Source organism: Aureliella helgolandensis (assembly GCF_007752135.1).
Lineage (GTDB): Bacteria > Planctomycetota > Planctomycetia > Pirellulales > Pirellulaceae > Aureliella > Aureliella helgolandensis.
The window spans coordinates 398520-424037 of sequence record NZ_CP036298.1 but is presented as its reverse complement, the minus strand read 5'-3'; the positions used below and the strand labels follow the sequence as shown (position 1 = coordinate 424037).

At 56.5% G+C, this 25518-nt stretch carries 19 protein-coding genes; 11 read left to right on the top strand and 8 right to left on the bottom strand.

The genetic code is table 11. The features are described from left to right. The first annotated feature begins 35 nt into the window (after positions 1–35). The 3 genes from Q31a_RS01555 to Q31a_RS01545 all read left to right on the top strand — a co-directional run bounded on the left by Q31a_RS01555 (position 36) and on the right by Q31a_RS01545 (position 3891). Positions 36–968, top strand: coding sequence for an efflux RND transporter periplasmic adaptor subunit (locus Q31a_RS01555; RefSeq protein WP_197356017.1), 933 nt, complete (start codon positions 36–38; stop codon positions 966–968). Between the two features lie 183 nt (positions 969–1151). Further along, complete coding sequence (locus tag Q31a_RS01550) at positions 1152–3392, top strand: biotin/lipoyl-binding protein (RefSeq protein WP_231691023.1); 2241 nt, start codon at positions 1152–1154, stop codon at positions 3390–3392. A gap of 136 nt (positions 3393–3528) precedes the next feature. After that, complete coding sequence (locus Q31a_RS01545; RefSeq protein ID WP_145072968.1) at positions 3529–3891, top strand: DUF3467 domain-containing protein; 363 nt, start codon at positions 3529–3531, stop codon at positions 3889–3891. Positions 3892–4070: 179 nt separating this feature from the next. Here Q31a_RS01545 and Q31a_RS01540 read toward each other — a convergent pair whose 3' ends face one another. The 4 genes from Q31a_RS01540 to Q31a_RS01525 all read right to left on the bottom strand — a co-directional run bounded on the left by Q31a_RS01540 (position 4071) and on the right by Q31a_RS01525 (position 7944). Next, on the bottom strand, positions 4071–4592 hold the full coding sequence (locus tag Q31a_RS01540; RefSeq protein ID WP_145072965.1) for a zinc ribbon domain-containing protein: 522 nt from the start codon (positions 4590–4592) through the stop codon (positions 4071–4073). A gap of 155 nt (positions 4593–4747) precedes the next feature. Beyond that, entirely contained in the window at positions 4748–5869 is a 1122-nt protein-coding gene (locus Q31a_RS01535) for an FAD-binding protein (protein WP_145072962.1), read from the bottom strand. 54 nt (positions 5870–5923) lie between these two features. Next, positions 5924–6814: an aminotransferase class IV gene (locus Q31a_RS01530; protein WP_197356015.1), complete on the bottom strand. Its 891-nt coding sequence runs from the start codon at positions 6812–6814 to the stop codon at positions 5924–5926. Positions 6815–6834: 20 nt separating this feature from the next. Beyond that, positions 6835–7944 (bottom strand): hypothetical protein, encoded by a 1110-nt coding sequence (locus Q31a_RS01525; RefSeq protein WP_145072956.1) that lies wholly within the window; start codon positions 7942–7944, stop codon positions 6835–6837. Between the two features lie 397 nt (positions 7945–8341). On the opposite strand from Q31a_RS01525, the gene Q31a_RS01520 reads away from it, so the two are divergent. Both Q31a_RS01520 and Q31a_RS01515 read left to right on the top strand, forming a co-directional pair. Next, the gene (locus Q31a_RS01520) at positions 8342–8617 is read left to right on the top strand and encodes a hypothetical protein (RefSeq protein WP_145072953.1); all 276 of its coding nucleotides are present in this window, start codon (positions 8342–8344) and stop codon (positions 8615–8617) included. 465 nt (positions 8618–9082) lie between these two features. After that, positions 9083–10213, top strand: coding sequence for a transglutaminase-like domain-containing protein (locus Q31a_RS01515; protein WP_145072951.1), 1131 nt, complete (start codon positions 9083–9085; stop codon positions 10211–10213). Positions 10214–10260: 47 nt separating this feature from the next. Here Q31a_RS01515 and Q31a_RS01510 read toward each other — a convergent pair whose 3' ends face one another. From Q31a_RS01510 to Q31a_RS01500, 3 genes are all read right to left on the bottom strand, one after another. Further along, complete coding sequence (locus tag Q31a_RS01510) at positions 10261–11391, bottom strand: glycosyltransferase family 2 protein (RefSeq protein WP_145072949.1); 1131 nt, start codon at positions 11389–11391, stop codon at positions 10261–10263. A 480-nt stretch (positions 11392–11871) separates the two neighbouring features. After that, on the bottom strand, positions 11872–12795 hold the full coding sequence (locus Q31a_RS01505) for a sugar phosphate isomerase/epimerase family protein (protein WP_145072945.1): 924 nt from the start codon (positions 12793–12795) through the stop codon (positions 11872–11874). 86 nt (positions 12796–12881) lie between these two features. Then, complete coding sequence (locus Q31a_RS01500; RefSeq protein WP_145072942.1) at positions 12882–13574, bottom strand: glycine zipper domain-containing protein; 693 nt, start codon at positions 13572–13574, stop codon at positions 12882–12884. Positions 13575–14034: 460 nt separating this feature from the next. On the opposite strand from Q31a_RS01500, the gene Q31a_RS01495 reads away from it, so the two are divergent. The 4 genes from Q31a_RS01495 (at position 14035) to Q31a_RS01480 (ending at position 20383) form a co-directional block, all read left to right on the top strand. Further along, positions 14035–16305 (top strand): DUF1549 and DUF1553 domain-containing protein, encoded by a 2271-nt coding sequence (locus Q31a_RS01495; RefSeq protein WP_145072939.1) that lies wholly within the window; start codon positions 14035–14037, stop codon positions 16303–16305. A gap of 13 nt (positions 16306–16318) precedes the next feature. Further along, on the top strand, positions 16319–17635 hold the full coding sequence (locus tag Q31a_RS01490; protein ID WP_145072936.1) for a DUF1501 domain-containing protein: 1317 nt from the start codon (positions 16319–16321) through the stop codon (positions 17633–17635). Positions 17636–17685: 50 nt separating this feature from the next. Next, positions 17686–19197, top strand: coding sequence for a PPC domain-containing protein (locus Q31a_RS01485; protein ID WP_145072933.1), 1512 nt, complete (start codon positions 17686–17688; stop codon positions 19195–19197). A 385-nt stretch (positions 19198–19582) separates the two neighbouring features. Further along, positions 19583–20383: a PEP-CTERM sorting domain-containing protein gene (locus Q31a_RS01480; RefSeq protein WP_145072930.1), complete on the top strand. Its 801-nt coding sequence runs from the start codon at positions 19583–19585 to the stop codon at positions 20381–20383. Positions 20384–20463: 80 nt separating this feature from the next. On the opposite strand, the gene Q31a_RS01475 is transcribed toward Q31a_RS01480, so the two are convergent. Then, positions 20464–21555, bottom strand: a complete 1092-nt coding sequence (locus tag Q31a_RS01475; RefSeq protein WP_145072927.1) for an LOG family protein — start codon at positions 21553–21555, stop codon at positions 20464–20466. 34 nt (positions 21556–21589) lie between these two features. Here Q31a_RS01475 and Q31a_RS01470 point away from each other — a divergent pair, with 34 nt between their 5' ends. Both Q31a_RS01470 and ileS read left to right on the top strand, forming a co-directional pair. After that, positions 21590–21808 carry a hypothetical protein gene (locus Q31a_RS01470; RefSeq protein ID WP_145072924.1) on the top strand — a complete coding sequence of 73 codons (219 nt, stop codon included), beginning with the start codon at positions 21590–21592 and terminating at the stop codon, positions 21806–21808. 129 nt (positions 21809–21937) lie between these two features. Continuing rightward, positions 21938–25390 (top strand): isoleucine--tRNA ligase, encoded by a 3453-nt coding sequence (ileS, locus tag Q31a_RS01465; RefSeq protein ID WP_145072921.1) that lies wholly within the window; start codon positions 21938–21940, stop codon positions 25388–25390. Positions 25391–25518: the final 128 nt, after the last annotated feature.

Sequence of the window (25518 nt, the reverse complement as noted above, 5' to 3'; positions counted from 1 at the left end):
ACCTCAACCTCATCTGCATCAATACAAGGCTACTCATGTCTATTCGCCATAAAATAATGCTGTTGGTCGGCTCGCTGGTCGTTGTGAGCTTTTCGACCACCGCCTTCAGTCAAGAAACGCGTTCGGCTAGCCCTTCGCGTGCTACCTACAGCGATTCCACGATTACCATTGAGGGCGCGCTCGTCAAAGTCATCCATGAGATCGAGGTGGCTGCCCAGGCGGACGGCTTGATCCAACAAATGTTTGCTGAGGCAGGCCAAACCGTCGCCGAGGGAGAACGCTTGATCAAGATCGACGATCGCATCCAATCTGCGGAAGTCCAAGTTGCCGCCAAAGAGCTCGAAGCGGCCAAGAAACAAGCCAAGCAAGTAGCCGACATCGAATTCGCCGAAGCATCCTACAAGGTGTCCCAAGCCGAATTTGAAGACATCGTGAGCCTGCTGAGCAGAGGCGCATCCTCCGAATCCGAACGCCGCCGAGCAGAGCTCGAAAAGGAAAAGGGGCGTCTGGGAGTCGACGTGGCCAGGATCAAAAAAGAACAAGAGCAACTCGCCGCCGATGTCTCGGCCGAAAAATTGCATGCCGCCGAAGTTCGCCTAGGACTCTATGAAGTTCTCGCTCCGCTCGAAGGAGTCATCACCGAACGCATGCGAGATCGCGGTGAATGGATTCGATCCGGGGAACCAATCCTCAAATTGGTGCACCTGAACGAAATGCGGATCGAAGCCCAAGTTCCCGTGGAGCAGATTTCTCCATCCGAATTGCAGGGAGCTCCCATGACGATTTCCGTGCGAGTCAGCCCCCAATTCAAGGCGGATTTTCAGGCTCAAGTTGAATTTGTCAGCCCGTATGTGAATGCCGGGGAAGTCATGGTCTGGGCTAAAGTCAAAAACCAGCGTGTGCAACCTGGCGGGCCCTGGCTGCTGCGCGACGGAATGCATGCTGATGTACAAATCCAACGCCGCTAACAGCTCGTAACTTGCTTCGTGCACGCCACACCCCCAGTAGGCCACACCAACACTCGCGTGAACTCCTACTGGAACCGCCCCCTCCGTGAGGTTTGGCGATGCCTGCCACGCTTGCAAGCACTGGCGTAAACCCCTTCCCTTGTTTGTTTTCAGCTTTTCAGCCTAACTGCGACGAGCAATGCTATGACTTCGATGGCGGACAGTTTGGTCAACAGCGCGATGCGGCCCCTGCAGCTGCGCCGACGACCCGACTTAGAATCCAAAAAACACCGCTACCACGGACGCAGCTATTGGGTCGTCAAAGAACCCGTGGGCCTGAACTACTATCGCTTCCACGATGAAGAGTTTGCGATCCTCAATATGCTCGACGGTCTTACCAGCCTGCAGCAAATCAAAGATCGTTTTCAATCAGAATTTGCGCCCCAACGAATCACGCTGCAAGACCTTCAGCAATTCGTCGGCATGCTGCACCGCAGCGGACTGGTGATCTCCCAAGCCACCGGCCAGGGTAGACAGCTTCGGCGACGTGGTGACGAGAAAGTGAAGAAGGAGCGACTCGGCAAGCTAGCGAACATCTTCGCCTTGCGATTCCGCGGAATTGATCCCGAGCGCATCCTGAACTTTCTCAATCCATTCACTTGGTGGATCTTTACCCTCCCGGCCTTGATCCTGATCTCCATGTTTGGCCTGAGCGCCCTCATGTTGGTGTTGGTGAATTTTCAGGAGTTCCGAACGAAGCTGCCAACGTTTGAACAATTCTTTGCTGCCCACAACTGGATCTGGTTGGGGGCTACGATGGGCATCGTCAAGGTTCTGCACGAATTCGGGCACGGTTTGAGCTGCAAGCGCTACGGCGGTGAATGCCATGAGATGGGATTCATGTTCCTGGTATTCACACCCTGCCTCTACTGCAACGTCTCCGACTCGTGGATGCTTCCGAATAAGTGGCATCGCGTTTTCATTGGCGCGGCCGGGATGTATGTCGAATTGATCTTGGCATCGATCGCCACCTACCTGTGGTGGTTCAGCCAGCCAGGAATGCTGAACTTCCTGTGCCTGTCGGTCATGTTCATCTGCTCCGTCAGTACCGTGGTCTTCAATGGTAACCCATTGCTGCGATTTGACGGGTACTACATCCTGATGGACATCCTCGAAATCCCCAACCTGCGTCAGAAGGCAACGGAGATCCTCAAACGCTGGTTCCAAAAATACTGTCTCGGACTTGAATTGCAGGACAACCCATTCCTACCGCATCAGAAGCAAGGCTGGTTCGCACTCTACACCGTCGCCTCGATCATCTACCGCTGGGTCGTCGTCTTCTCCATCATGATGTTCTTGATGAAAGTCCTCGAACCCTACGGCTTGCAAGCACTCGGTCGACTGATCGCGATCAGCGGTTTGGCCGGCATGATCATCCAACCCGTTTGGCAAACCATTAAATTCTTCCGCACTCCAGGGCGAGCTAGCAAGATGAAGAGAAAGAACGTTCTAACCAGCTTGGCCGTTGCTGCAGCTGCCATCGTTGGCATTTGCTGGATTCCGCTCCCCTACCACGTGGACTGCGCCGTCGAGATCCAACCCCAGGACGCCAAGCAGGTCTTCGCCATGGTTCCCGGGCGATTGGTCTCCTGGAATAAGAAGCCAGGCGATCGGGTACAAACCGGCGAGACCATCGCGGAGTTGGAGAGCCTGGAAATGCGCTACCGTCTCGCGCAACTCACCAGCGAGCTGGAGATTGCCCAGGTGCGTCTGGCGGGATACATCGATCAGAAGAACTCCGATCTTCAAGCCCAAGCTCAAATCAAAACCCAAAAGGAACTGGTGGCCTCCAAACAACAGCTGGTCGACCAACATTGGGAAAAAATGCAACAGTTGCACATTAAATCCAAAGCGGATGGAGTCATTCTGCCCGGTCCCAATAAGCCGGCTCCGAAAGCGGCAGAGATCGAAGAGCAACTCCCCATGTGGAGCGGCAACCCGTTTGACGACAAAAACCAAGATGCCGTTTTTTCGCAATCAGACCTCCTTTGTTTCGTAGGCGATCCAAACCGAATGGAAGCGGTACTAGTTGTCGATCAGCACGATATCGACCTAGTGCACGAGGAAATCGAGGTCGATATCAAAATAGATTCTGCCAGATTGGAGACGTTTTCTGGCAAGATAGAGAAGATATCGAAAATGGAGATGCGAATCTCTCCGGAGAACCTAGCCCTTCAGGCCGGTGGTCGACTCGACACCGAGATGGACGAGTCGGGGCGCATGCGCCCCATCAGTACATCTTACCAAGCTCGCGTTCCCCTTGAAGATGTTGACGTGTCACTTCGCAGCGGCTATCGAGGACAAGCCAAGATTTACGTAGGTTGGAAATCGATAGGATGGAGAATTTACAGATTCTGCGCACGCACATTCAGACTCGAAATGTAAATTTAATTGACCTCCTTGCGAGCCACGCGTCTCCCAAACAACTTCCCAAAACTACTACAACTGTTAACTTTTAGGTATCGGCTTCATCGCCAGTACTGTAAATCGCTGTAACACAGCTCAAGGAAAGGTTTTGCACATGGCAGACACAGATCAAAACACCGCGGACCAAGACACGGCAGCCGCCGCACCTGCTACTCCGCAGCAACAATCACAACCGGTCCAAGTCCAAGTGGATGATTCGCATGCGAATACCGCCTATGCAAATTTCTGCCGCGTTACAGGATCGCCTGAAGAGTTGATTGTCGACTTTGGACTGAACCCACAACCCGTGGGTGTTCCCAAGGACCCAATTCACGTTAACCAACGCGTTATCTTGAACTTCTACACAGCCAAGCGTCTGTTGGCCGCACTTCAAATGTCGGTGCAACGCCATGAAGCGGTCTTTGGAGTCCTCGAAACGGATATCCAAAAGCGGCTCAAAGTTCAGCAACAAGGTTAAAGAAACCGGTTGCCCATCGAACTAACGCTCGATTCATAAGTGCATCCAAGTCGCAGACTAGGCTGCACTTTTTTTATGCGCAAAGCGTAGCCCCCCACAGCCCGTAGCCGGTAGACCGCGACGCGTCAGAGTTCAGCGGCCTCAGTTCCTGGCAAGAGCAGACACACCTTCAGCCACCTTCACTCGGCACTCAACTGGCCGCCGCAACGATCGCAAAACCTTGCATGGACGTCATTCATGGCAGAGCAGGCCGAACAACGCTTCGCCGCCACCAGGGTTCCACCACACTGATCGCAAAAGGCTGCATCTGGATCATTCTTACGATCGCACTGGGAGCACACTTTTTCTCCCCCGGCAATACCTTCTTTGATCGCCGCTGCAATGTCTCGTACACCTCCCTGCGTCTCCCGTGCCATGTAGTTGAAGGTATCCTTACCGACCGGCGCAGTTTCCGCGGCCATGTAACGCGCGATCGCTCCAAAATAGGCAACCTTGGTCAACGCGACTCCCCCAGCCATCATGGGCATCCCGAGGAAAGCACACCAAAAGTAGCGTGGCATGCCAAAACTACCAAAGGAGGCGAAGAAGCTAATCAGTCCAATCGCAGTGAGAATTGCACCGCAACACACTAGAGCCGGTCCCAGCCAGCGGAGCACCGAGCGAATCCCGGCATGGCCAGGGTTGATCTTACGTTCTTCCATCGATGCCTCATTCCTATGATTTAGGATTGATCGAAAAATAGCAGATAGATTCGAAGCGTAGGCTCCACGTCCCGTCGGCAATTCTTTCTAGAGCAGGGCGACAGGCGACCCTATCCTCACTTCGCATAGGGTCCACTATAGCAAAAATCACGGGGTCAATTGTAAGCCAAGAAACGCTGTGCGGGATCCATTGCTCGCTGAACGCGAGTTGCCCCCACGGTCCACTGCCGGTCGCCCAACAGTGGAAGCTGGTAGGGGCAAAAGGGAATCTTTAGGCCGGTCAATTTCGCAGCCGACAACGCGTGATCCAAGGTTTCGAGTCCCTTTACAGAGCATCGATACCAGGCTTCCGTCCCAGCCCCGGTGCAGCGTGTGAGCTCGATGCCGGCATCTTCCCCTAAACTCTGCTGCAATTCCAACAGATGTGGCCCGTCGACTCCCACCCGCACCTGAGCGCCGGCAAACCCACGCTCATTCCACAGCCTCTGCTCCTCGGCGGAATCTGTAATGGCTGTCCATTGCCCCTCCACCCCCGCTGCATCAACCAGCGACTTAGCACGCTCGAGCACTTTCGGCAAACTGGCTGCTGGTCCAGCGAAACGGACCTGCAACGTAGGCTCGGTGGGTGCTGTCATGAGAAAATCGATCGCCGCGATCGGCAGCGGTTGCCCCAGCAACGTCTGCGATACCGCATAGCACTCGTCCAGGCTTGCCAGGGTCAGGCGGCAACTGGCTAGACACTGTGGCTTGGGAAGGACTTTCAGGGTAATTTCGGTCATGACTCCCATGCGTCCCAGGGAACCGACCATGAGTTTGGGAAAGTCGAATCCCGCCGCGTTCTTCACGACTTTCCCGCCTCCGTGCACGAGATTCCCTAAGCCGTCGACAAACACGACCTCCATCACGAAATCTCGCAGGCTGCCGTAGAGCAGGCGGCCCGGACCATTGAGACCGCTGGCGACCGCTCCGCCCAACGTCGCACCCGCTTCGATCCCAGGCGGGTCACAGGGAAGGAATTGCCCATACTCTGCTAATCGAGCCTGAATGTCTGACAAGCGAGTTCCAGCCTGAGCGGTGATCAAGAACTCCGAGGGATCGTAGATGGTCACGCCGGCCCAAGCGGACAAGTCACACATCACCGTCGATCCCGTGGCGGAAGATTGCGTCAAATCCAGTTTCGTGCGATTGCCGACCGGCAGAATCTGATGTGGTTGCTCATGAAAGAGTCGCTGCAGGGCTTCTACATTCTCAATGCGGACAATCTCCGAACTCACCATCTCAACAACCACTCTTCACGCAAAAAATAATTCGTAATGGACTCAGGCAATTTATCAGCTGGCTTGCTGCACATAATCCAGACTGATGTCGTCGCACCATGCGCGACTCAAGTGCTGAAATACCGGTCGCCGAACTGGATCATCAAAAATGCGATCCTCCAAACTGGCCGCTGGCCACAAGCAGCCCGTAGAACCACACAACAGAATCTCGTCGGCGGCCTGAGCTCGCTCGCTCGACAATTGCTCAAGAGCTACATCGTACTCCATTTCCACCGCCAAACGCAGAGTACGCGTTAGGCTCACACCATGCAGGATCGAATTCAGTGGCGGGCTGACGATGCGTTTCCCCTCCACCACCAGCAGGTTGGCCATGGAGGTCTCTGTAAGGTTCCCCGCCAGATCCAGCAGAACAGCTCCGCCCCATGGCTGTGCCAGCTCAGCAGCTTCGCTGTCGGCGAGATAATAGTGCAAACGCGAGCGAGTCTTCAGCTGCGGAAGCCAGCATTCCTGGGGGACGTTGCGAGTATTCGCCACAATCAACGGCTGCCCCACACGATAAAACGATTTCAGTTGTGGCCAGCGAATGGGAGCGGCATGCACAATCATGGTAGGCAGGCGAGGAGATTCCCCGATCCGTCCGGGAGTCACAATCACCACCAAGGAGAAATCCTGGGCCCCAAAGACCGCTCGATTGCGACTTGCGCACTCCCGAACTACCTCGCCGAGGAGGCCTATCCAATCCCGGCCACGGGGCGGGTGAATTTCGAGAAGCTCACAACCGAATTGCATGCGGCTCAGATGCTGTTCCACGTCGAGCGGCTCACCGCGGACGGTTCTCAGCCGCTCCACCAGCACGGCGCCTTGAAGCACCCCTACATCATCTAAGGGCAAAGTCGCCTGGGCAGCTGGAAGCCATTCATGGTTGTACCAGGCAATCGAATCCACCAACAATTGACTCCTGACCTCTAAAAACCCAAGATATTCTGAATCGCGTAACGCACGCCGCTGCAAGTATAGTAGTCGAGCTCATCGTGCGTTCGTCCAATGACCCGACAATCGTATTGGCGAATTATTTCATGAGCTTCCATCTGTGCGGTGCTCCGTCCGTCATTCAAGCGGGAAACCCGCAAGCCTGAAAAGCCAGCAGCCACCGGTGCCGACTCGCGGTCAAAAAATCGAAAGCGACGCAGAATGGGATCGTCGGAATTGTAGAGATTCACCACTTGCTCCACAATTTCGAGCGTCTTTCGATAGCGTCCATTGAGTGAAAAGGACTCTTGATCGAAGGCAGGGGCCATTAGACTCAAACGGATTGAACTCGGCCGTGTAGTGGGGGCGGGCAGCGCGAGTCCCGCCAAGGAGCCTCCCCCCAGTAACTGCAATGCGCCACAAGTCACGGGTGCCCCAAAACTGTACCCCAGAGCGCCCAGCGGGAGCTCCATCGGCATCTGCGTTAAGACATTCGCGAGGTACATCGAATCGGCATCGATGCGTGATTTCTTACCAATCACATCCCGCGCAAATCCATGCTTGCGTTCACTCGGCCAACTGTAGGCGACGAAGCAAATGGGACTGGGACTCTGCGCCGTGACGGCCTGAAAAACTCGCTGGGCTCTCGCACGGGCGTCGCATTCCGGCATCCAATTTCCATGGACGTAGAGCAGCACACGTTCGTAGCCGCCGGTGCGGCAATCCTCGAGAAAACTAGGCATCGAAGCGATTTCACGATATCCGCTGCGATATTCGCGAAATTCCAAGTGATCCATCACGCTAGCCGAGAAACACTCGGGCAGACGCCGTGAATTGATCTCCCAAAAAGCGTGCTGGGGACATTCCTGCGCCAACACGGGAGCAGCGGGTTGAACAACGAGTCCGGCACAGGCTGCCGCAGCAGCCCAGCTGGCAAAATGGCGCCGAGTCATCTGAGCGTCAGACGAGCCGGCCCGACCGATCCTCAGTGACGCTTTCTCAGGCTGATCACCGCTCGGTAGAGACGCATCGCTGCAGAATGCAACGCGTCGTCGCAGGGAGTGAGACTGGGATCTGCGAGTTTGGACTCTCAACCGCTCGAACATTTATATCATCCTACTTACCCGACTCTCAGCGCTTGACGCCGATCACTGAGAACTAAAACTACCGAAGAAATAAAACTCGCAATGCCCGTTTTCGAATCATCGAATGATCGTCGTCGGTTCCCCCATAGGAATACGGACTGACGAGCATACGGGGACCAAATTGCTGTCGGTAGTTAGTGAACAGACTCACAAAAGCGGTGGATTGGATTCTAGGGAATATGCCACTTCGCACTAGGCGGTGACGAGGGAAAACTGCAACGAATCGCACGACTATGTTGTTTATTTTCAACATGTTTCGTTTGCACATCCCTAGACAGGTTGTAGAGTTCAACGGGTAGTTAGGGATCCTACCGATTGTTGAAACTTTGCTACGTTACTTGAACACGAGGGAAACACAATGAAAAAGATCGCCATACTCGGAATTGTCTGCCTTTTCAGCTCTGGATGCGGTTGGCTTCCACTCCGCCGGGGAGCTCCTTGCAACACGAACTGCGCCACCCTGCCACCGGCCCCCGCGCCTGGCTGCGTCGGCTGCGAAAACTCCGCCGGCTATGGCAGCTACGACAGCGGATTGAACGGTAGCAACATCTACTACGGCAACGAATATCCTGTCGAGAGCTTCAATGAGGGTACCATTAGTCCTCCGATGAGCACGATCACTCCGACGACCTAAACCGAATTCTGAATACGGACGCCTGTGTTGCGGGTTGCATTTAAGGTCAGCCTCAACGCACAGCAGCGTAAACACGTCGCAAAACCGGCTATCGACCTCTATCCCTCTCAAGTTCCCCTGCCAATCACGCTCCCTGGCCCTCGGCCTGGGAGCGGGCCACCCAAGCAATCTCCCCCTGGGATGCCACAGGTGCTGGAACGAAATTGCCACGCTGGCAGCCAGAACTGAAGCGCAGCCGCCTCCTTCTTTCGGTACGCTCCCACTGCACGAAGCCGTATTTCGACGCCAAATTTTGCGTTTGAAGCCAGTTGGATCAAAATAGTAGGCGCCTTTGGAATGAATGATGCACTAGCTTCACACCAGCCATCGTCTGCAATTCCCCCTTGAGCGTGGTATTGGGCCCAGGCAAGGGCCTCCTTCCACGGTTCAAACTGATTCCACTTACCGCATAGAGCAGGTTTCCGCATGCCATTCTGTATTGCAAGGGCCTCGGCCCACCCCATCCACCTCCAACGCCAGCTCTTCCTGGTGGCCATGCTTTGCTCCACCCTACTGACTTTTGCTCAGCGTCCGGCTCTGGCTCAAAGTATCTCGGAATCTGGCAGTGAGGCGGGTGCCAGGCCCCTCGCGTCGGAAACCGACAACGCGGAAACCGATGCGCCCGCCCCGCTGCAAATGGTCGCCCCGAAAACCCTCGAAATGCTCATAGGAGTCAAAGTCACTTCCGGGTCGGGCAACATGCTCAGCACGCTTGCCACCACGGTCTTCCCCACTCCTTGGCCCGAACAGACGGTTGAAATTTTGCAGGTCAACATGCCCGCTAATTTCCGCCATGACTTCCGCGAATTGCCAGGAGGGAATCAGCAGCTCCTGATGTTTGCACCGGTCATCCCAGGCAATTCGACCGTCGAAGGCACCATTCGGGTGCGTATTCAAAAGAGCCATATTGTTGGCCCCGAGGAAACTACTGAATTCGTGATTCCGCGACGCATTCGTCGCGATCTAGGGCTCTACATCAAGGATAGCCCGTTCATCGAATCGTCAATCTCCGAGATACGCAAGATCGTCAAGGAAATTGAGGCCAGCGAGCCGCTGACCGACTGGAAAAAGATCGAGATGATGTACGATTGGGTGCGCGAGAATATCGCCTACGAACGCGGAGATCTCAAGACGGTGCGCGAGGCGCTGCGCGACGGGACGGGTGATTGCGAAGAGATGACCAGCACGTTTGTGGCACTTTGCCGTGCGGCGCGCGTGCCAGCCCGCTGCGTGTGGCTACCCAACCACTGCTACCCCGAATTCTACCTGGAAGACAAAGAGGGCCAAGGCTACTGGTTCCCCTGCCAAGTCGCCGGCACGCGAAACTTCGGCTCCATGCCTGAGTACCTCCCCATCCTGCAGAAAGGAGATCGCTTCAAAGTTCCTGAGCAAACCGAAGTCCAACGCTACTTGGCGGACTATCTGTCCTCGAAGAAAGTGCTGGGGAAGGGTACCCCACGTGTTGAGTTCGTTCGGCAGCTACTGGGGGACGCGGCCGCCATCCCCGCACCAGATCTCAATGGCGCTGCAAATCGCTCCGAAGAAGCGGCCCCTTAGGACGCCCAGCAACAACTGGTTGATAGAGCATCCTACCGCGCACCGCACTACGCGTTGCGCCCACGCCACGCGACAGCCTCCCTCCCCAACTTTGCCCGCAAGAATGCCCACCACTGGATTCCGAGAAACACCGCCACTGCGAGCGGTTGCAGCACCACTCCCAGCCAAGATTGCCCCAACCGTAGAGCGATCAAGGCCCGCGGCAGAAAGCTCAGCAGGGTTGCCAGTGCGAGCAGTGCCACCGCAATCGAGTTCCAGCCATGTTGGATCGCGTGGGGTAGCGAGAGAATCGGTAACACGCTGCCCCCCGCCAACAGTACGGTGAAAGGGCCAATCAATCGATCGTTGGCGATCCCCTCCGTTGCATTTTTCAACAGGCCTTGAACGACGGCCGCGGCCGACGCGTACATCCTAACCCGCGCGATATCCTCAGCATTGCACACATCTGTTTTGAATCCAGCCGCTCGAAACGCTCGGGGCAATTTCAATCCATCATGCCGCGACGATTGGATGCCACGATGGCCGCCTGAGTCAAAGTAGTCTTGACGTCGAGCCAGAAAGAGCTGCCCGCACCCAGCTCCAAAACCTGGCTGTGTATTGGCTCGCATCTGGTCTAGCGGCAAATAGCCAAGCAGTACGAAATGCATCATTGGGATCAGCAATTTTTCTAGCCAGGTCTCCGTTTCCTGATGGGGAAAACCGCTCAGCAGCGAAACGTCCGATCCCTGCAGCCTTGCCACCAAACGCGCAATTGCATCGGTGGCCAGACGAACATCCGCATCCACGAACAACAGAAACTCGAACTGCGCCGCTTGCGCGAGATGCCAGCAGGCGTGCTGCTTGCCATTCCAACCGGCGGGCAACTCGGGCGCCAACAGCAACCGCACTCGCGAATCTTCAGAGGCCCGTTGAGCGACTAGACTGGCGGTCTGATCTGCCGAGTGGTCGTCCATGACGAGCAGCTCAATCCGCACGCCGCGACTTTCCAGCACTCGCGTGATTGCCTCCTCGATTCCCGCTGCCTCATTGCGGGCAGGGATCAACACCGAGACGGCTGGCGCACGATCCGACTCGAGCAGTGGAGCAAGAGGTTGGAACAGTGGCAAATTGCGAAATGTAAGCCAAGCGGGCAAGGCTGCAAGCAGGACGAGACAAGCTGCAAAAAGAATGGTCAACATGCGACGACTCCCTGCGGATGTCGACCGAGCACTGCCACAACAATCCTCCCCTCCATGTGCAATAGCCTTCGATAGTGGTTGCGAGAAGCAGCAGCCGGTCCTCCAATCCCAGAGCCGCCGCGCCTCGAGCGCAGCGGGGCGGTGGGTGCCTTCAAATCCTCGCTCCAACATTTCTGATGAAAAAGCTGGACTGCGTTGCCCACCCCTCAAGGAATGACATCGCGATGCCTGGCGGCTAAGTCCTACAGAACTAGCGACCGATACCGTTACGGCCGATCTCGTTATGGCCAACTTTCGCAGTGCTTGCTCCGCCGCCCCGCATCTGGCCAACGACCACGCCAGACGGTCGCTCGCCACAAACCGATTGCCGAGTCGCGTTGGGGATAGCAAAGCGTAGCGCACTGCGCCGTGCCGGCCAGCCACGATCACTCGCGAAAACAAGCGTGGGCGGGCCCACTTCGCTTTCAAGCCGGAGAGCTTCTAGCCGGGACTCAGATTCAATGCATTGTCAATCTGTTTAGCAATCTTCCCCAACCGCTCTTCATCGCCTCCGCCAACTTCGGCTGCGACCCAGCCGTGAAAATTGATGTCATCCAGTGCTTTTCGCACCTCGGCCCAAGGCAAGTCATCCTCCGTAATGTCGGCAAACTTTTGCTCGGCGCGACTGAACCCCTTGATGTCGAGCTTCACGACTCGACGCCCCAGCTGGCGAATCCAGCTGGCAGGGTCTCCGTATTTCCAGTGATTGCCAATGTCGAACTGCATACCTACCCAAGGGGAGTCGAATTCGTCCACGTACTTCACGAACTTGTCAGCTGTTTGATCGTCTGGACCATCGTGGGTATATAGGAACTGATTCCAAACATTTTCGATGGCGATCGTCATTCCCAATTCACCGCACAGCGGCAGCGCTTGGCGAATATTGGCGATGGAGCGCTGCCAGACCTCCTCCTCGGTACCGTCCTCCCCCTTACCGACCACCAACAGCACCGTATGACCTCCCACGGCATGCGTCTCTCGAAGTGCGGTCTGCAGATCTGCCAGGGCTTGAGCTCGGACAGCCGCGTCGGGACTAGAATGCCGAATATTCCAGTGCGTGCTACACACGGAGCCGTCAACGACGAGTCCGGTTTCAGCGATCGCAGCCTTGGTTGCCTCGACGTCGATACCTGGGCTATTCAGCTCAATCCCATCAAATCCCGCGCGTTTAGCGGCCTTGAACTTGGTGGTCAGATCCCCCTCGACACGCACCATGCCGATCTTGAGCGTCTTGAACATTCGCCTGGGTGGTGACGAATGAGAAACCTCTCCAGCCAGGACGGCACGCTGCGGAGCAGCCGCCAGCAAGGCGAGGGCAGAAGCAGAACCAACGAACGCGCGACGCGACAAATACTCTCGCTGCATGATGAACCTCGGGATACACACTTGTTGATGGTAGGTGGTAGATCCCTTAGCTTACTCCAGCTCATCGCTGCGGTGGGCAACTCAGCCTAAAAACCGATATGAATCGAAGAGGATCGGTGATGCCCATGACGATGGCCATGTCCGTAGTAGACCGGATAGGGGCGATAGTACTCATGCACCATCACTGGTGGACGCTGATAAATGACGGGTTCCTGCACGACGACGCGGGGCTGTTGCACCACAACCGGAGGTTGAGAGACAGTGCGCGGCGCGGCCAGTTGAGCCGCTAGGGGCGCTGACTGCATTGCTGAAATCACAACATCGCTGACCCCTTGCTGGTGCAAGGCAATAATCTCACTGACCTCCAAACGTCGCTGCACTCCCTTGGCCTGGATGTGATTCAAGATCAAGGTCTCATTCAAGCCACTGCGGGACATGTTGACCACGTCATTAATATTGACGCCAGTTTCCGCAATAACCTGCTGCTGTGCGTAGGCCTGTTGCTGGCCCTGGTAGTAGGCTTGCTGCTGACGGTATTGCTGTTCTGTAATTTGATTGTCTTTGGCCCGTCCGAGCAAACCACCGGTGATTGCGCCAACCGCGCCACCGATCAAGGCTCCCTCTGGGGTCTCATCGTTCTGATGCCCGATAATACCACCAATAATCGCCCCTGCGGCACCTCCGACGGCGGCGCCTCCGGTGGTATTCGTTCGCTGCCCCCACGCCACGTTGGAACAGGCGAAAACCACGACCACAGCTAGCGTAAAATGCTTGTTCATACCGTCTTACTCGCAGCAATAATTTTCGGGGGTTCCGTCCGGCACAGTCGCGTCGCTCGCGGCCAACTTCAGCCGCACATGCCTGCGCAAATGATCGGGACAATGCTCCTCGCCCCACTTAAGGGCTATAGCTAGGCATTTTCCCGCCACTGGCCTCTTCTCTTGTAGAGGATCGACAGTTGGAACGCTAGAGATGAAATTTTTGACATCAGGCGTTAAACTACCAAGGTCCAGAGCTAGCGTTCAACTAAAAATTGCAGGCCAACGGACAATCCGCTATGCTATAATGAACGGTATGGAGAGCGCCGTACGGCCCTCCCGACGCGTTGATCCCCTCCCCAATCCCCGCCTACCCTAGTTCAGCCTCCCTGGCTGGCTCGCCAACTATGGCTCGAACAAGCGCCAGTCATTGGTGCGCGCCCAGCACCCCGCCGCTCCCCTCCCTCTCGCAAGAGTGCCGATGTCTCAACCGCCAGACCGCATCGCAGCCGTGCTAACACGCAGGAAACCTCTCGCCGGACTTGCAATGCTGGCTGGAATCATCCTCTGCGCGCTCGCCGTCCAAGCAGCCGAGCCTCGCCTGGACGAGCGACCAGGAGCATCCTCGGAGACGAATCCGCCTCTCAAATTTGAGCTGGACATTCAGCCGATCCTTACGGCGCGCGGTTGCAACGCTGGCCCCTGCCATGGAAAAGCTCGAGGACAAAACGGATTTGAGCTGTCTCTACTCGGCTTTGACGCCAACATGGACTACGATTCCATCGTCAAGAACACGCGTGGCCGCCGGCTCTCGCCCGCCGCCCCGCACGAGAGTCTGCTGCTCACCAAAGCCACCGGGCAACTTCCTCACGGCGGCGGCATTCGATTCACCGAAGAGGATGAAGATTACCAGCTTCTGCTCAGCTGGATTCGCTCCGGTACGCAACGCACCACGCCGACGGACCCGGTATTAGTTAGCATCCAAACCTCTCCCGATCCTCACTCGCTCCAGGCTGGACAGGCGCAAGCTCTGACGGTAACCGCAACCTACAGCGATGGTTCCACGCGCGATGTTACGCGGATGTGCGCCTACCAGTCGAACGAGGCTGCGGTGGTGTCGGTCGATGCCAACGGACAACTGCAAGCCGGCATGCTCCCTGGCGAGGCGACGATCATGGCGCGTTACATGGGGATGATTGCTACCTGGAGTACCGCAGTCCCGCGGCCTGATAAAATCGAGCCCGAGCGCTACGAAGAATTGCCGCGAGCCAACTTCATCGACTCTCTGGTCCACCAGAAGCTGGCCACACTGAATATCCTCCCCAGCGATCCGTGCACCGATACGCAGTACCTGCGCCGAGTCTACCTTGACGCTATCGGCCGCCTCCCCACCGCCGATGAGATCACGCGATTCTTGCAGGATGCCGATCCCGAAAAGCGTTCTCGGTGGGTGACTGAAGTGCTCAACCGCCCCGAATACGCCGATTTCTGGGCGAATAAGTGGGCAGATCTTCTGCGCCCCAACCCATATCGCGTGGGGATCAAGACCACCTACAGCCTAGACAGTTGGCTTCGCAGTGCATTCCGTCGCAACTTGCCGCACGACGAATTCGCGCGGCAGCTGGTCACCGCCCAAGGCAGTACCTGGCGCAACGGTGCCGTCACCATCTTTCGGGATCGTCGCTCACCCGACGAGATCACCACGATGGTCAGCCAGCTGTTCTTAGGCTTGCGCATGGAGTGTGCCAAGTGCCATCAGCACCCCTTCGAAATATACGGACAAGCCGATTTCTATGGCATGGCAGCCCATTTCGCCAAAGTTGGCTACAAGGGAACTGGACTGTCGCCCCCAATTTCCGGTAGCGAAGAGATCGTGTTCAACAAGTCTCGCGGAGAAGTCCGACATCCGCTCACCGGCGAAGTGTTGCCACCCAAGCCCCTGTTTGGTGAAGTCGCTGAGTTGGCAGAGGATGAAGATCCACGGATTGCTTTGGCAGATTGGATGACCGCACCGGAAAATCCTACGTTTGCCCGCGTAGCGGTCAATCGATTGTGGGCCGAGCTGATGGGCGTTGGAATCGTAGACCCTGTCGATGACCTCCGCGCTACCAACCCACCCAGCAACGAACCGCTCCTGACGGCCTTAGCAAAACACTTCCAAGACGTCGGCTACGACAACAAGCAACTCCTACACACCATTCTCACCAGCCAGACCTACGCCCTCTCCTCACAACCCAATGCTACCAACTTAGCCGACAATCGCAATTTTTCTCGGCACTACCGGAAGCGTCTCCGGGCAGAAGTCGTTTCCGACGCGCTGTCCGATATCACGGGACAGCCGGAGAGCTTTAGCGGCTTGCCATCGAGCACGCGGGCGATGGAGTTGTGGACGGTACGTGCCAGTTCTGAACTGCTAGACGCCTTTGGCCGACCCGACCCCAATCAAGACCCACCATGCGAACGAGCCACCTCAGCCACCATGACGCAGGCCTTGCATTTGATGAATGCCAACCACATTCAGAACCGCATTACGAGCGATGGTGGTCGCTGCCAAGCGTTGGCTGCGTCGGATCGAGACGCTGAGAGTATCGTTCAAGAGCTTTACTTGACCATCTTTAGTCGCCCTGCAGACGCTGCGGAAGTGACTGCTTTGCTCCCCGAGTTTTCAGCACCCGACGTCGACCGCCGCAAGCTGATTGAAGACCTAATGTGGTCGATGGTGAATTCGCCAGAATTTTTGTACTTAGACTAGCTGAAGGTGTACCATGCATCGCCGAACTTGTTTGCAATTAGGACTCGCCGGATTGGCCGGTGGTAGCTTTGTAGATCTGCTCGCCCTGCGGCGCGCGGCGGCTGCAGAGGCTCCCGGTAACGACCAACCAAAATCAAATTGCATTTTGATTTGGATGGACGGCGGACCATCGCACCTAGAGACCTTCGACCTCAAGCCCGAAGCTCCCATGGAGATCCGCGGTGAGTTTCGACCGATCAACACCAACGTTCCGGGGATGCAAATTTGTGAACACTTGCCGCAATTGGCCAAAATTGCAGACAAGTACTCGCTCATTCGCTCGGTGCGGCACAACCAAGCCAATCATGGCTCCGGAAATCATTACATGATGACCGGTGCACCGCCTCGGATCCCTGTGGGATGTGGTGCCTTCGTCAGCTTCCACCCCAGCTTGGGCTCCGTAGCGGCCTACGAACGCCAGGCTCCCCATGGACTGCCTAGCTATTTTTCGATGCCGAACATGTCGCGCTCCGGCGGGCCCAACTTCCTAGGAGCCAAGTACGCACCGTTCGTGGTGGCCAACGACCCTAACCACAAAGACTTTCACGTGAGGGATGTCGAACTCCCACGAGACCTTCCCCCCGACCGCTTCCAATCGCGTCGCGACCTACGCCAACTGGTCGATCGACTGCCACGCTACGGAGATCCTCAAGCCAACGATCCCGTAACGGGCTACGATGAGAATGTCCAACAGGGCTACAACTTGATCATGGCCCCTGAAGCACAGAAGGCCTTTGATATCCACAGCGAACCAGAGGCCGTTCGCGACGCGTACGGTCGCAACGGCTTTGGGCAACGGGCCTTGATGGCGCGGCGTCTAGTGGAAGCCGGAGTTCCCTTCGTGACACTCTACGACGGAGGCTGGGATCACCACCGCGACATATTCAATGTGTTGTCGAAACGACTTCCCACTTGGGACCAAACCGTAGCTGCGCTGATTAGCGATTTGGACCAACGCGGCCTGCTCGAAACCACCATGGTAATCGCCCTAGGCGAGTTCGGACGCACACCCAAGATTAGCACCCTCTCGGGTGAATCGACACCAGGCCGTGATCACTGGGCCAACGCGATGAGCATTCTGTTTGCTGGCGGTGGAAGCCGAGGTGGGCAAGTCATTGGGGCCACCGATCGTCAGGGCCACGCCGCGGTCGAACGGGTCCTGTCTCCCGAAAACTACGTTTCCACAGTCTATCGCAAGCTGGGGATCGATCCGAACAAGATCTACCACACACCATCCGGCCGCCCCGCTCACCTCGTGAGCGACCATACGCCGATCAGTGAGCTGATGTAGCGCTGGCCCCAACCGAAACCATCACCGCCCACCTACGCCCCCGGATAGAAATGACAATGCACATGCGCGGCGGAATGATTCGCACCAGATGCACTCTGCTATGTAGCTGCCTATTGCTCGTCACTGGCTTCCTCGGCAGCCTGCGAGCTGCCGAAAAACCCGAGTTGACTCTACTGTTCCCTTCCGGAGGGCAAGCCGGTACGACCGTCGATGTTACCGCCACAGGTAAATTCCCCACCTGGCCGGTCGAGGTCTGGTCCGACGACGATGGCATCTCATGGAGCTGCGGAACCGACCCTGGAAAGCTGCAAGCGAACATCGCCGCCGATGCTCCACCCGGAGTGCGCTGGATGCGATTGCATCACGCCGATGGAGCGTCTGCAGCCCGCCCCTTCCTCGTCGGCTCCTTTCCCGAAGCCAGCGAAGCGGAGCCCAATGATCGCGTCGAAACGGCTCTCCCAATCCCTGAACTCCCCCGCACTCTCCACGGCATCCTCAACAAAAACGGGGACGTTGATCTGTACTCAGTAGACCTCAAGCAAGGGGAACTCGTCGCCGCTACGGTCGATTCGGCCAAGTGGCTGGCTAGCCCCGTAGATGCCAATGTGCAATTCCTCGATAGTCGCGGTTTCGTTATCTCCGAGAATATCGACCACGTCGGGCTCGATCCCTACCTGGAGTTTCAGGCTCCCCACGATGGTCGATTCCTAGTCCGCGTGTTTGGCTTTCCAGCCACTCCCAACAGCACCATCGCCTTCGGCGGAGGTAGCAATTGGGTCTACCGCCTGCGCCTCGATTCCAAACCGTCCCCCTTTGAAAATACGCTCCACTTTGAGCGTCAGGCGGAACTTGCCGGTGAGCACATTCCGCTGGCAGAAGGCGAGCACTCCGAACTAGAAACAGCGCTGGCCGTTGCTCTCCCAGCCCATCTTGCAGGTTGCATCTCGCGCCCCAAGCAAACCGACTATATCCGCTTTCCGGCCATGGCGAAGCGGCACTATCGCATGGAAGTCTTGGCCCGTGAATTCGGCTCGTACCTCGACCCTGTCCTGTCGATTCTCGATGCTTCAGGAAAGAAATTGGCCACCGCCGACGATGTGAATAAGGAACCCGATCCCGTACTGAATTGGGAAGCGCCCGCCGATGGCGATTTCACCGTCGCCGTCAGCGATTTCCACCGCTCTGGAGATGAGGGCTACCGTTACCACCTTCTGATCGAGGAGCGTCCCGCTAGCTTCTCCGCCACCGTCGCCAGCGAACTCATCTCAGTCGTGGTTGGGAAGGAGACGGATTGGGTCGTGAACATCGAACGGGAACACGGCTTCACTCCCGATATCGAAATCTCTCTAGCTGAACCGAATGAACACTTGCAATGCACCAGTGTTGTCTCGACCCATGGTAAAGATTCGGCTAGCAAAGTCACGCTCAAACTAACGGGCCTGAAACCATTCCAAGGTCCGGTCCGGTTCCAGGCGACGGCTCAGTCCGAAAATCCCACGCCACAGGCCATCGGGGCACCCAACTCATTACCTCTCTGGTTGAGCGTGACCGCCGCCCCCTAGCCCCGAGCCAGCGTGTTAATAATGCAACCCGGCCTGGCAAGCCACGCCGGTTCAGCTGCCGCTTCGCCGCAATGGAATCAATTCGCGGTTTTGCGGCAGCGGCTCTTCCTCTCAGTGAACCACATCGTCCCAGAGAACCGCAGCAGGTTACCTGTCTGAAACGGTTGCGACACTACTGCCAGCCGGCAGAGTGTGCCGAGCTAGTTCAAAGGAGGGATAAAACACCGATCGCACCACCATTGGTGGGAAACAACGCCATTAATCAGTTTCGCCGCGATATTTAGCACCAAAATTTGGATTTAGAACCTAGTTACACCGACCGAGCCGAATTACCGTTAGAACTGGTTTAAATTCGTTTTTCGGTAACTATTTGGAGAGCTTTGTAATGATCCTCATGCGGTACCTGATGTGTACTCTCTTGATCGGGAGTTCCCTGCAAACAGCGATGGCAGATGAGCTCGTGTTCACCCTGGACGCGGCCAGAAGTAGCTTGACGTTAGCCGGTAGCACAACGGTCGGAGACCCTGTTAACAATACGTTCGCTTATACTGCTCAAGGCGCCAACAGCTTAATTACCAGCTATGGCGGCGCGATTACAGTAGATGTCTCGGATCTCCTCAACCCACTGAGCATCACGTTTTTAAGCTCCAATGTGGATGCGAATGTGAACGGCAATTGGCTGCCATCGGACGATATCGTGCCCACTGAACCAGCCTCTGCGGGAGACTATGGAATTCGGATCGATGCAATTCTAACCAATGGCAAGATGCGGAACGTCGATTTCAACATTGCGGCCGCCTCCACATCTGTTACCGGCGGATCCTTTGCGGTTTCGGGCCAGACCTTTGGCTTTAATTCAGGCATCATCGATGTTTATTCCACTGCATTGACTGCAGGAAACTCAATCGACTTCACCAATGCTGGCACTCTTGCTGGTACGGGATTGAATGTTGCGGCCGGCACAGGGACCTATTCGGTCAGCGGTGGAATTGCCACGCTAACGATTCCGGTCGCCGTCACACTTCCGTACACCTTTGGCCCAACTAGCGAGCCTACAGTAGAAGGCAGTCAAACCTATACCGGCACACTTGTTGGTGTAGCGGCAGTTCCCGAACCCTCTTCACTGGCCCTACTCAGCCTCACTGCGGGTTGCATCGGATTCGTCCGTCGTCGCTCCCCCGCCTAGAGTCTAGAACAGACAAATCATCAGATCTCAACGCCGGAAACCTACCAGTTCCGGCGTTTTTTATGCTTCCGCGAGCAACTCTAGCTGGACGAAGGCGACACATCGCAACCGGGGCAAGTCGCGTTGATGGCGTTGATCAGCATCCGCAATCTTCCGAGTTGCTTGCGATCAAATCTGAGGGTCAAACGCGCCAAGTCAGCCAGTTCCGGTTCGTTGGCTTCTTCAGGCAAGGCGGGGACTTGCTCAATCTTCCCTTCGACCAGGATGTCCGAAAAATCTTCATTCAGTTGGGATACTTCTGCTTCGCCCAACTTCTGACTAACTCGCAGAACGAGCGTATCTCGCACATACCGCATGCTGTGATAGACACGGTAGAAATTGAGAACTTCGTCAACGGCGGCCTGAACGCTATTGGTGATCATATACAGTGCACGATCTTCGGGGCTGATCATGCCATCGCGAAGCAGTGTTTGGTCGATGAACGTTCCAAAATGCCTCCAGTAATCTCCCCCGGGCGCGTCGAGCAAAACCACGGGCAACATTGTCTGCTTCCCGGTTTGCAGCAGCGTTAAAGTCTCGGCGGTTTCATCGAGCGTACCGAATCCGCCCGGCAGCGAAACGACGGCGCTGCATTCCTTGACGAACATCAGCTTGCGGGTGAAAAAGTACTTCATCGTTACCAATTTAGGATCGCCGTGGATCACTGCATTGGAGCTCTGTTCGAAGGGCAGCATGATATTGAGTCCCATGGAGAACTCCTTGCCCGCGCCCACATGGCCCGCTTCCATGATCCCACCACCGGCTCCGGTAATCGTCATCCAGCCGTGCCTCGACATGGCCCGCCCGAACTCAACCGCTTGCTGGTAGGAGGCCTGTTCCGGTCGCGTGCGCGCCGAGCCAAACACCGTCACTTTGCGGCGACGTCGGTAGGGCTGAAAGACCTTGAAGGCGTATCGCAGTTCCCGCAAGGTGCTGTTGAGAATTTTCAAATCCCCCCGACTGGTCCCATCTTTCTCGAGTCGAACAATCGTTCGCTGCATCATCGCCAACAAATCGGCCCGCTGTGGCCCCGATAAATCAATGTCCGCCGGTTCATCCGCCGGTTGCGGCCGTTCCTTGACATCTTCACCTTGAGCCTCAGGGAATTCTTCGAATTCAGCAGCATCCGACATTTTTATCGCTATATCTCTTGAGAGGAGTAGGGAAATGGAAGCCATTTCTGTCGCGGGAATGCGATTTTACGTCATTAGCCCCCTCAAAAAAACAGCAGTCGGCCCCTCAAACATGGCTGAATCGCCGCAATCGGGGCAAAGTACCCTTGGAGGGAGCTGCTTCCCCGACCAAAATCAGTCTTCCTACTGCCAGCATGTTGCCGACATGAACATGACGGGGGCGGTGCGAGTCCTAGCTGCACCCAAGCGTTGACCACCGGACAAGCCTGCAACTCGTTGGCACGGGCCCCAGGAGTGGCTGGCACATCAAGCACGACTCACTAGGGATCGCTCGGCACTTACCTCAAATTTCCACCATTCGACTCTTTCTCCAAGCTCCACAATGTTCAAAGCCGTTAGCACTCAAGTTCGGTTCCCGGAACAAGAAGTCAAAATGCTCGAATTCTGGAAACAGAACGAGATTTACGAGAAAAGTCTGCAGCAGCGGGCCGGCGCCGAGTCGTTTGTCTTCTACGAAGGGCCTCCTACCGCCAACGGGCTACCGCATCCGGGACACTGCCTCACCCGAGCTATCAAGGACCTGTTCCCTCGCTACAAAACCATGCGGGGCTACCTGTGCGAACGCAAGGCGGGCTGGGACACCCACGGTTTGCCGGTCGAGGTCGAGGTCTGCAAAGAGCTTGGCATCCACAGCAAAGAGGAGATCGAGCGTTACGGCATCGAACCCTTTATCCAAAAATGCCAGCAAAGTGTGTGGAAGTACATGCAAGACTGGGAGGTGCTGACCGAGCGTCTCGGCTTCTGGATCGACCTCAGCGAAGCCTACGTGACCTACCACCAAAGTTACGTGGAAAGCGTCTGGTGGTCCCTCAAAAAACTCTTCGACCAAGGCTTGCTCTATCGCGGCCATAAAATCGTCTGGTGGTGGGCTCAAGGCGGTACCGCACTTTCTGCGGGCGAGGTAGGGCAGGGCTACCGCGAAGTCGCCGATCCGAGCGTGTTTGTCAAATTCCCACTGGTCGATTCCCCACAAACCTCTTTGGTGGTCTGGACCACAACACCTTGGACTCTTCCAAGCAACATGTACGCCGCAGTTCATCCTGAGATCGAATACGCCGTCTGTCGGGTCGAGGACTCGGAGGAAGAGCTAATCGTCGCTTCCGCACTCGTCGATTCCTTGGCTGAAAAAGTCAAACAAACCTGGCAGGTGATCCGAACTCTGCCCGGTTCGGAATTGGTCGGCATGCGCTACCAACCTCCCCTCGATACCTACCATGCCAAGTGGGCTGATGCCCAAGGAGAGCTCGTCAGCGGGGGCCAAGCCCATCTGTACTGGCGAGTCTTAGCCGCCGACTTTGTGACGCTCGACAGCGGTACCGGGCTGGTCCATATCGCCCCGGCGTTTGGTGAAGTTGACTACGACGTCTTCGCCAAAGAACTTGCCAAGTTTGAAACCACTGGCGACGTACCCGCGCTGCTGTGTGCAGTCGGCCCAGATGGCAAGTTCACTTCCGACTGCCCTCAACACGAAGGGGTGTGGGTCAAGGATGCGGACAAGGCCATTTCACGAGAGCTGAAGGAATCGGGACGCCTATTGCTGCTCGATCAATATCTGCACGACTACCCCTTCTGCTGGCGTGCCCAGGAAGATCCATTGATCCAGTATCCGCGCGAGAGCTGGTTCATCCGGACCACCGACTTCCGCGACCAGATGCTGGAGAACAACTCGAAGATCGGCTGGTCCCCGGAGAACATTCGCGACGGACGCTTTGGAAAATTCTTGGAAAGCAACGTGGACTGGGCCCTCTCGCGCGAACGCTACTGGGGAACTCCTCTGCCGATTTGGGAGTGCGAGGAGACCGGCCGACGAGAAGCGGTCAGCAGTTACGAAGAGGTGCTGTCCAAACCAGGTCGCACCGGTACCGAGATCTGGGAAAAGGCCAAAGCGGAGAATCCCGATTTGGCGGAGGATCTCAAAGTCCACAAGCCGTACATCGATGCCATTACTTACGATTCCCCCTTCGCCCCCGGTGCACGCATGCGCCGCGTGACCGAGGTCATCGACTGCTGGTATGATTCCGGCGCCATGCCTTTCGCGCAATGGGGCTACCCGCACCAAAACAAAGACCGCTTCGAGAAAGCGTTTCCCGCCGACTTCATCAGCGAAGCCATCGACCAGACACGTGGTTGGTTTTACAGCCAACTGGCTATCAGCACGATGCTGTTTGGCGAACAGCTCGGTCAACAAGACTCGCAGAAATTCCCACACCCCTACCGAAATTGCATCGTATTGGGGCTCATGCTGGCCGAATGGTACGAGAGTAAGGATGGCAAGCAACGCTTCTTGACCGAGGATGAAGCGCGCCAGGCACTCGGCAAGAAATACGTTTCCAAGACTGGAAAGATGTCCAAGAGCCTGCGCAATTATCGCAGCCCTCAAGAAATCTTCGACAATCACGGCGCCGATGCCCTGCGATGGTACTTCTTCGCCAATCAGCCGCCCTGGAGTTCGATCATCTACTCCGAGCGAGCCATTCGCGATAGCATCCCCGAATTCCTCTTGCGCATGTGGAACGTCCTGAGCTTCTTTACGATCTACGCCGAGATCGATCAATTCGCCGGACCTTCGGAAATCAATGGGCAACTCGACCAACTCGCGCGCGAGGAGCTCTCCCAAGCCGCCTCCTACCGCCCCGTGGAGCAACGCGCCGAACTCGATCGCTGGATTCTTAGCGAGCTGTCGATGACCACTGGTGAAGTCATCGCACGGATGGATCGCTATGATAGCTTCGGCGCTTGCCAACAAATCACCTCGCTGGTCAATGAGCTCAGCAACTGGTACGTTCGCCGCAGTCGCGATCGCTATTGGGGCAAGGCCAATGCCACCGAGAGTGTCGACAAGGCGGATGCCTACTGGACTTTGTACGAAGTGCTCATCCAGCTCTCGAAACTGATCGCTCCGTTCGTGCCGTTCGTCTCGGAATTGATGTGGCAGACGCTGACCGAATCGGTCCGGGGTCGCGTTCGCGAAAGCGTGCATTTATGCGACTATCCCGCCCTGACGCCCGACCGCTGTGACGCGGTCTTGAGCGCCCGCATGCAAGTTTTGCAGGAGGTCGCCTCCCTGGGACGCAGTGCTCGGATGGATGCAAAGCTGAAGGTCCGTCAACCACTCTCACGGGTCGAAGTGAGCTTGGCCAGCGACGAACACATGGCTTGGCTGACCGAACACAACGGTATTGTGTGCGAAGAGCTGAACGTCAAGGAAGTAGCCTACAACGCGGGCAACAGCCCCTACATTCAGTACCAAGTCTTGCCCAACTTCAAAAAGCTGGGGCCCCGCGTCGGCAAGCAATTGCCAGCCCTCAAGGCCGCTCTAGCTGCAGCCGATGGAGCTCAATTGGTGAGCGACATGGCGAGCCAAGGTTACGTGCAAATTGCACTCGGCAGCGAAACGCTCAAGTTCGACCACGAAGAGTTGGAAGTGCGGTTGCAAGCCAAAAGCGGTTGGACCGCCGCCCAAGGTAAGTACTGCGTGGTTGTTCTCTCCACCGATTTAACCCCGGCGTTACTGCGCGAGGGCATGGCCCGCGACGTAGTGCGTTTGATTCAAGACCTACGAAAACAACGCGATTGCCAATTTACCGATCGGATTATTATCCACCTCGATTGCCAAGATTCTGAGCTAACCGCCGCACTGCTCGAGAACAAAGACTATATTGTGGGGGAGACGCTAGCTGTTGAATTCCGTCAGGACTCAGCCCCTCCCGCAATGGAGTGCCAAACTTTTGAAGTCGCCGGGCATTCCATAAGCTTGGGGATCGAGGTGGTTTAAGACGGAGTCGGCAGGCAAGAAACCCTGCGTTTTCGCGCTCTGCGTTCACCCCCGCCAGTCGGTGACTGCACAGCCAACCTCGCACTCCTCCTCATCCATTCGCTCATCCATTCGCGGCAATCCACGTA

Excerpts from the sequence above, each read along its gene's own strand:
- Q31a_RS01550 (WP_231691023.1), top strand. The coding sequence starts at position 1,152 with ATGACTTCGATGGCGGACAGTTTGGTCAACAGCGCGATGCGGCCCCTG.
- Q31a_RS01480 (WP_145072930.1), top strand. The coding sequence starts at position 19,583 with ATGATCCTCATGCGGTACCTGATGTGTACTCTCTTGATCGGGAGTTCC.
- Q31a_RS01540 (WP_145072965.1), bottom strand. The coding sequence starts at position 4,592 with ATGGAAGAACGTAAGATCAACCCTGGCCATGCCGGGATTCGCTCGGTG.
- Q31a_RS01485 (WP_145072933.1), top strand. The coding sequence starts at position 17,686 with ATGACAATGCACATGCGCGGCGGAATGATTCGCACCAGATGCACTCTG.
- Q31a_RS01555 (WP_197356017.1), top strand. The coding sequence starts at position 36 with ATGTCTATTCGCCATAAAATAATGCTGTTGGTCGGCTCGCTGGTCGTT.
- Q31a_RS01500 (WP_145072942.1), bottom strand. The coding sequence starts at position 13,574 with ATGAACAAGCATTTTACGCTAGCTGTGGTCGTGGTTTTCGCCTGTTCC.
- Q31a_RS01525 (WP_145072956.1), bottom strand. The coding sequence starts at position 7,944 with ATGTTCGAGCGGTTGAGAGTCCAAACTCGCAGATCCCAGTCTCACTCC.
- Q31a_RS01470 (WP_145072924.1), top strand. The coding sequence starts at position 21,590 with ATGGAAGCCATTTCTGTCGCGGGAATGCGATTTTACGTCATTAGCCCC.
- Q31a_RS01505 (WP_145072945.1), bottom strand. The coding sequence starts at position 12,795 with ATGCAGCGAGAGTATTTGTCGCGTCGCGCGTTCGTTGGTTCTGCTTCT.
- Q31a_RS01520 (WP_145072953.1), top strand. The coding sequence starts at position 8,342 with ATGAAAAAGATCGCCATACTCGGAATTGTCTGCCTTTTCAGCTCTGGA.
- Q31a_RS01535 (WP_145072962.1), bottom strand. The coding sequence starts at position 5,869 with ATGGTGAGTTCGGAGATTGTCCGCATTGAGAATGTAGAAGCCCTGCAG.
- ileS (WP_145072921.1), top strand. The coding sequence starts at position 21,938 with ATGTTCAAAGCCGTTAGCACTCAAGTTCGGTTCCCGGAACAAGAAGTC.
- Q31a_RS01475 (WP_145072927.1), bottom strand. The coding sequence starts at position 21,555 with ATGTCGGATGCTGCTGAATTCGAAGAATTCCCTGAGGCTCAAGGTGAA.
- Q31a_RS01545 (WP_145072968.1), top strand. The coding sequence starts at position 3,529 with ATGGCAGACACAGATCAAAACACCGCGGACCAAGACACGGCAGCCGCC.
- Q31a_RS01490 (WP_145072936.1), top strand. The coding sequence starts at position 16,319 with ATGCATCGCCGAACTTGTTTGCAATTAGGACTCGCCGGATTGGCCGGT.
- Q31a_RS01495 (WP_145072939.1), top strand. The coding sequence starts at position 14,035 with ATGTCTCAACCGCCAGACCGCATCGCAGCCGTGCTAACACGCAGGAAA.
- Q31a_RS01510 (WP_145072949.1), bottom strand. The coding sequence starts at position 11,391 with ATGTTGACCATTCTTTTTGCAGCTTGTCTCGTCCTGCTTGCAGCCTTG.
- Q31a_RS01515 (WP_145072951.1), top strand. The coding sequence starts at position 9,083 with ATGCCATTCTGTATTGCAAGGGCCTCGGCCCACCCCATCCACCTCCAA.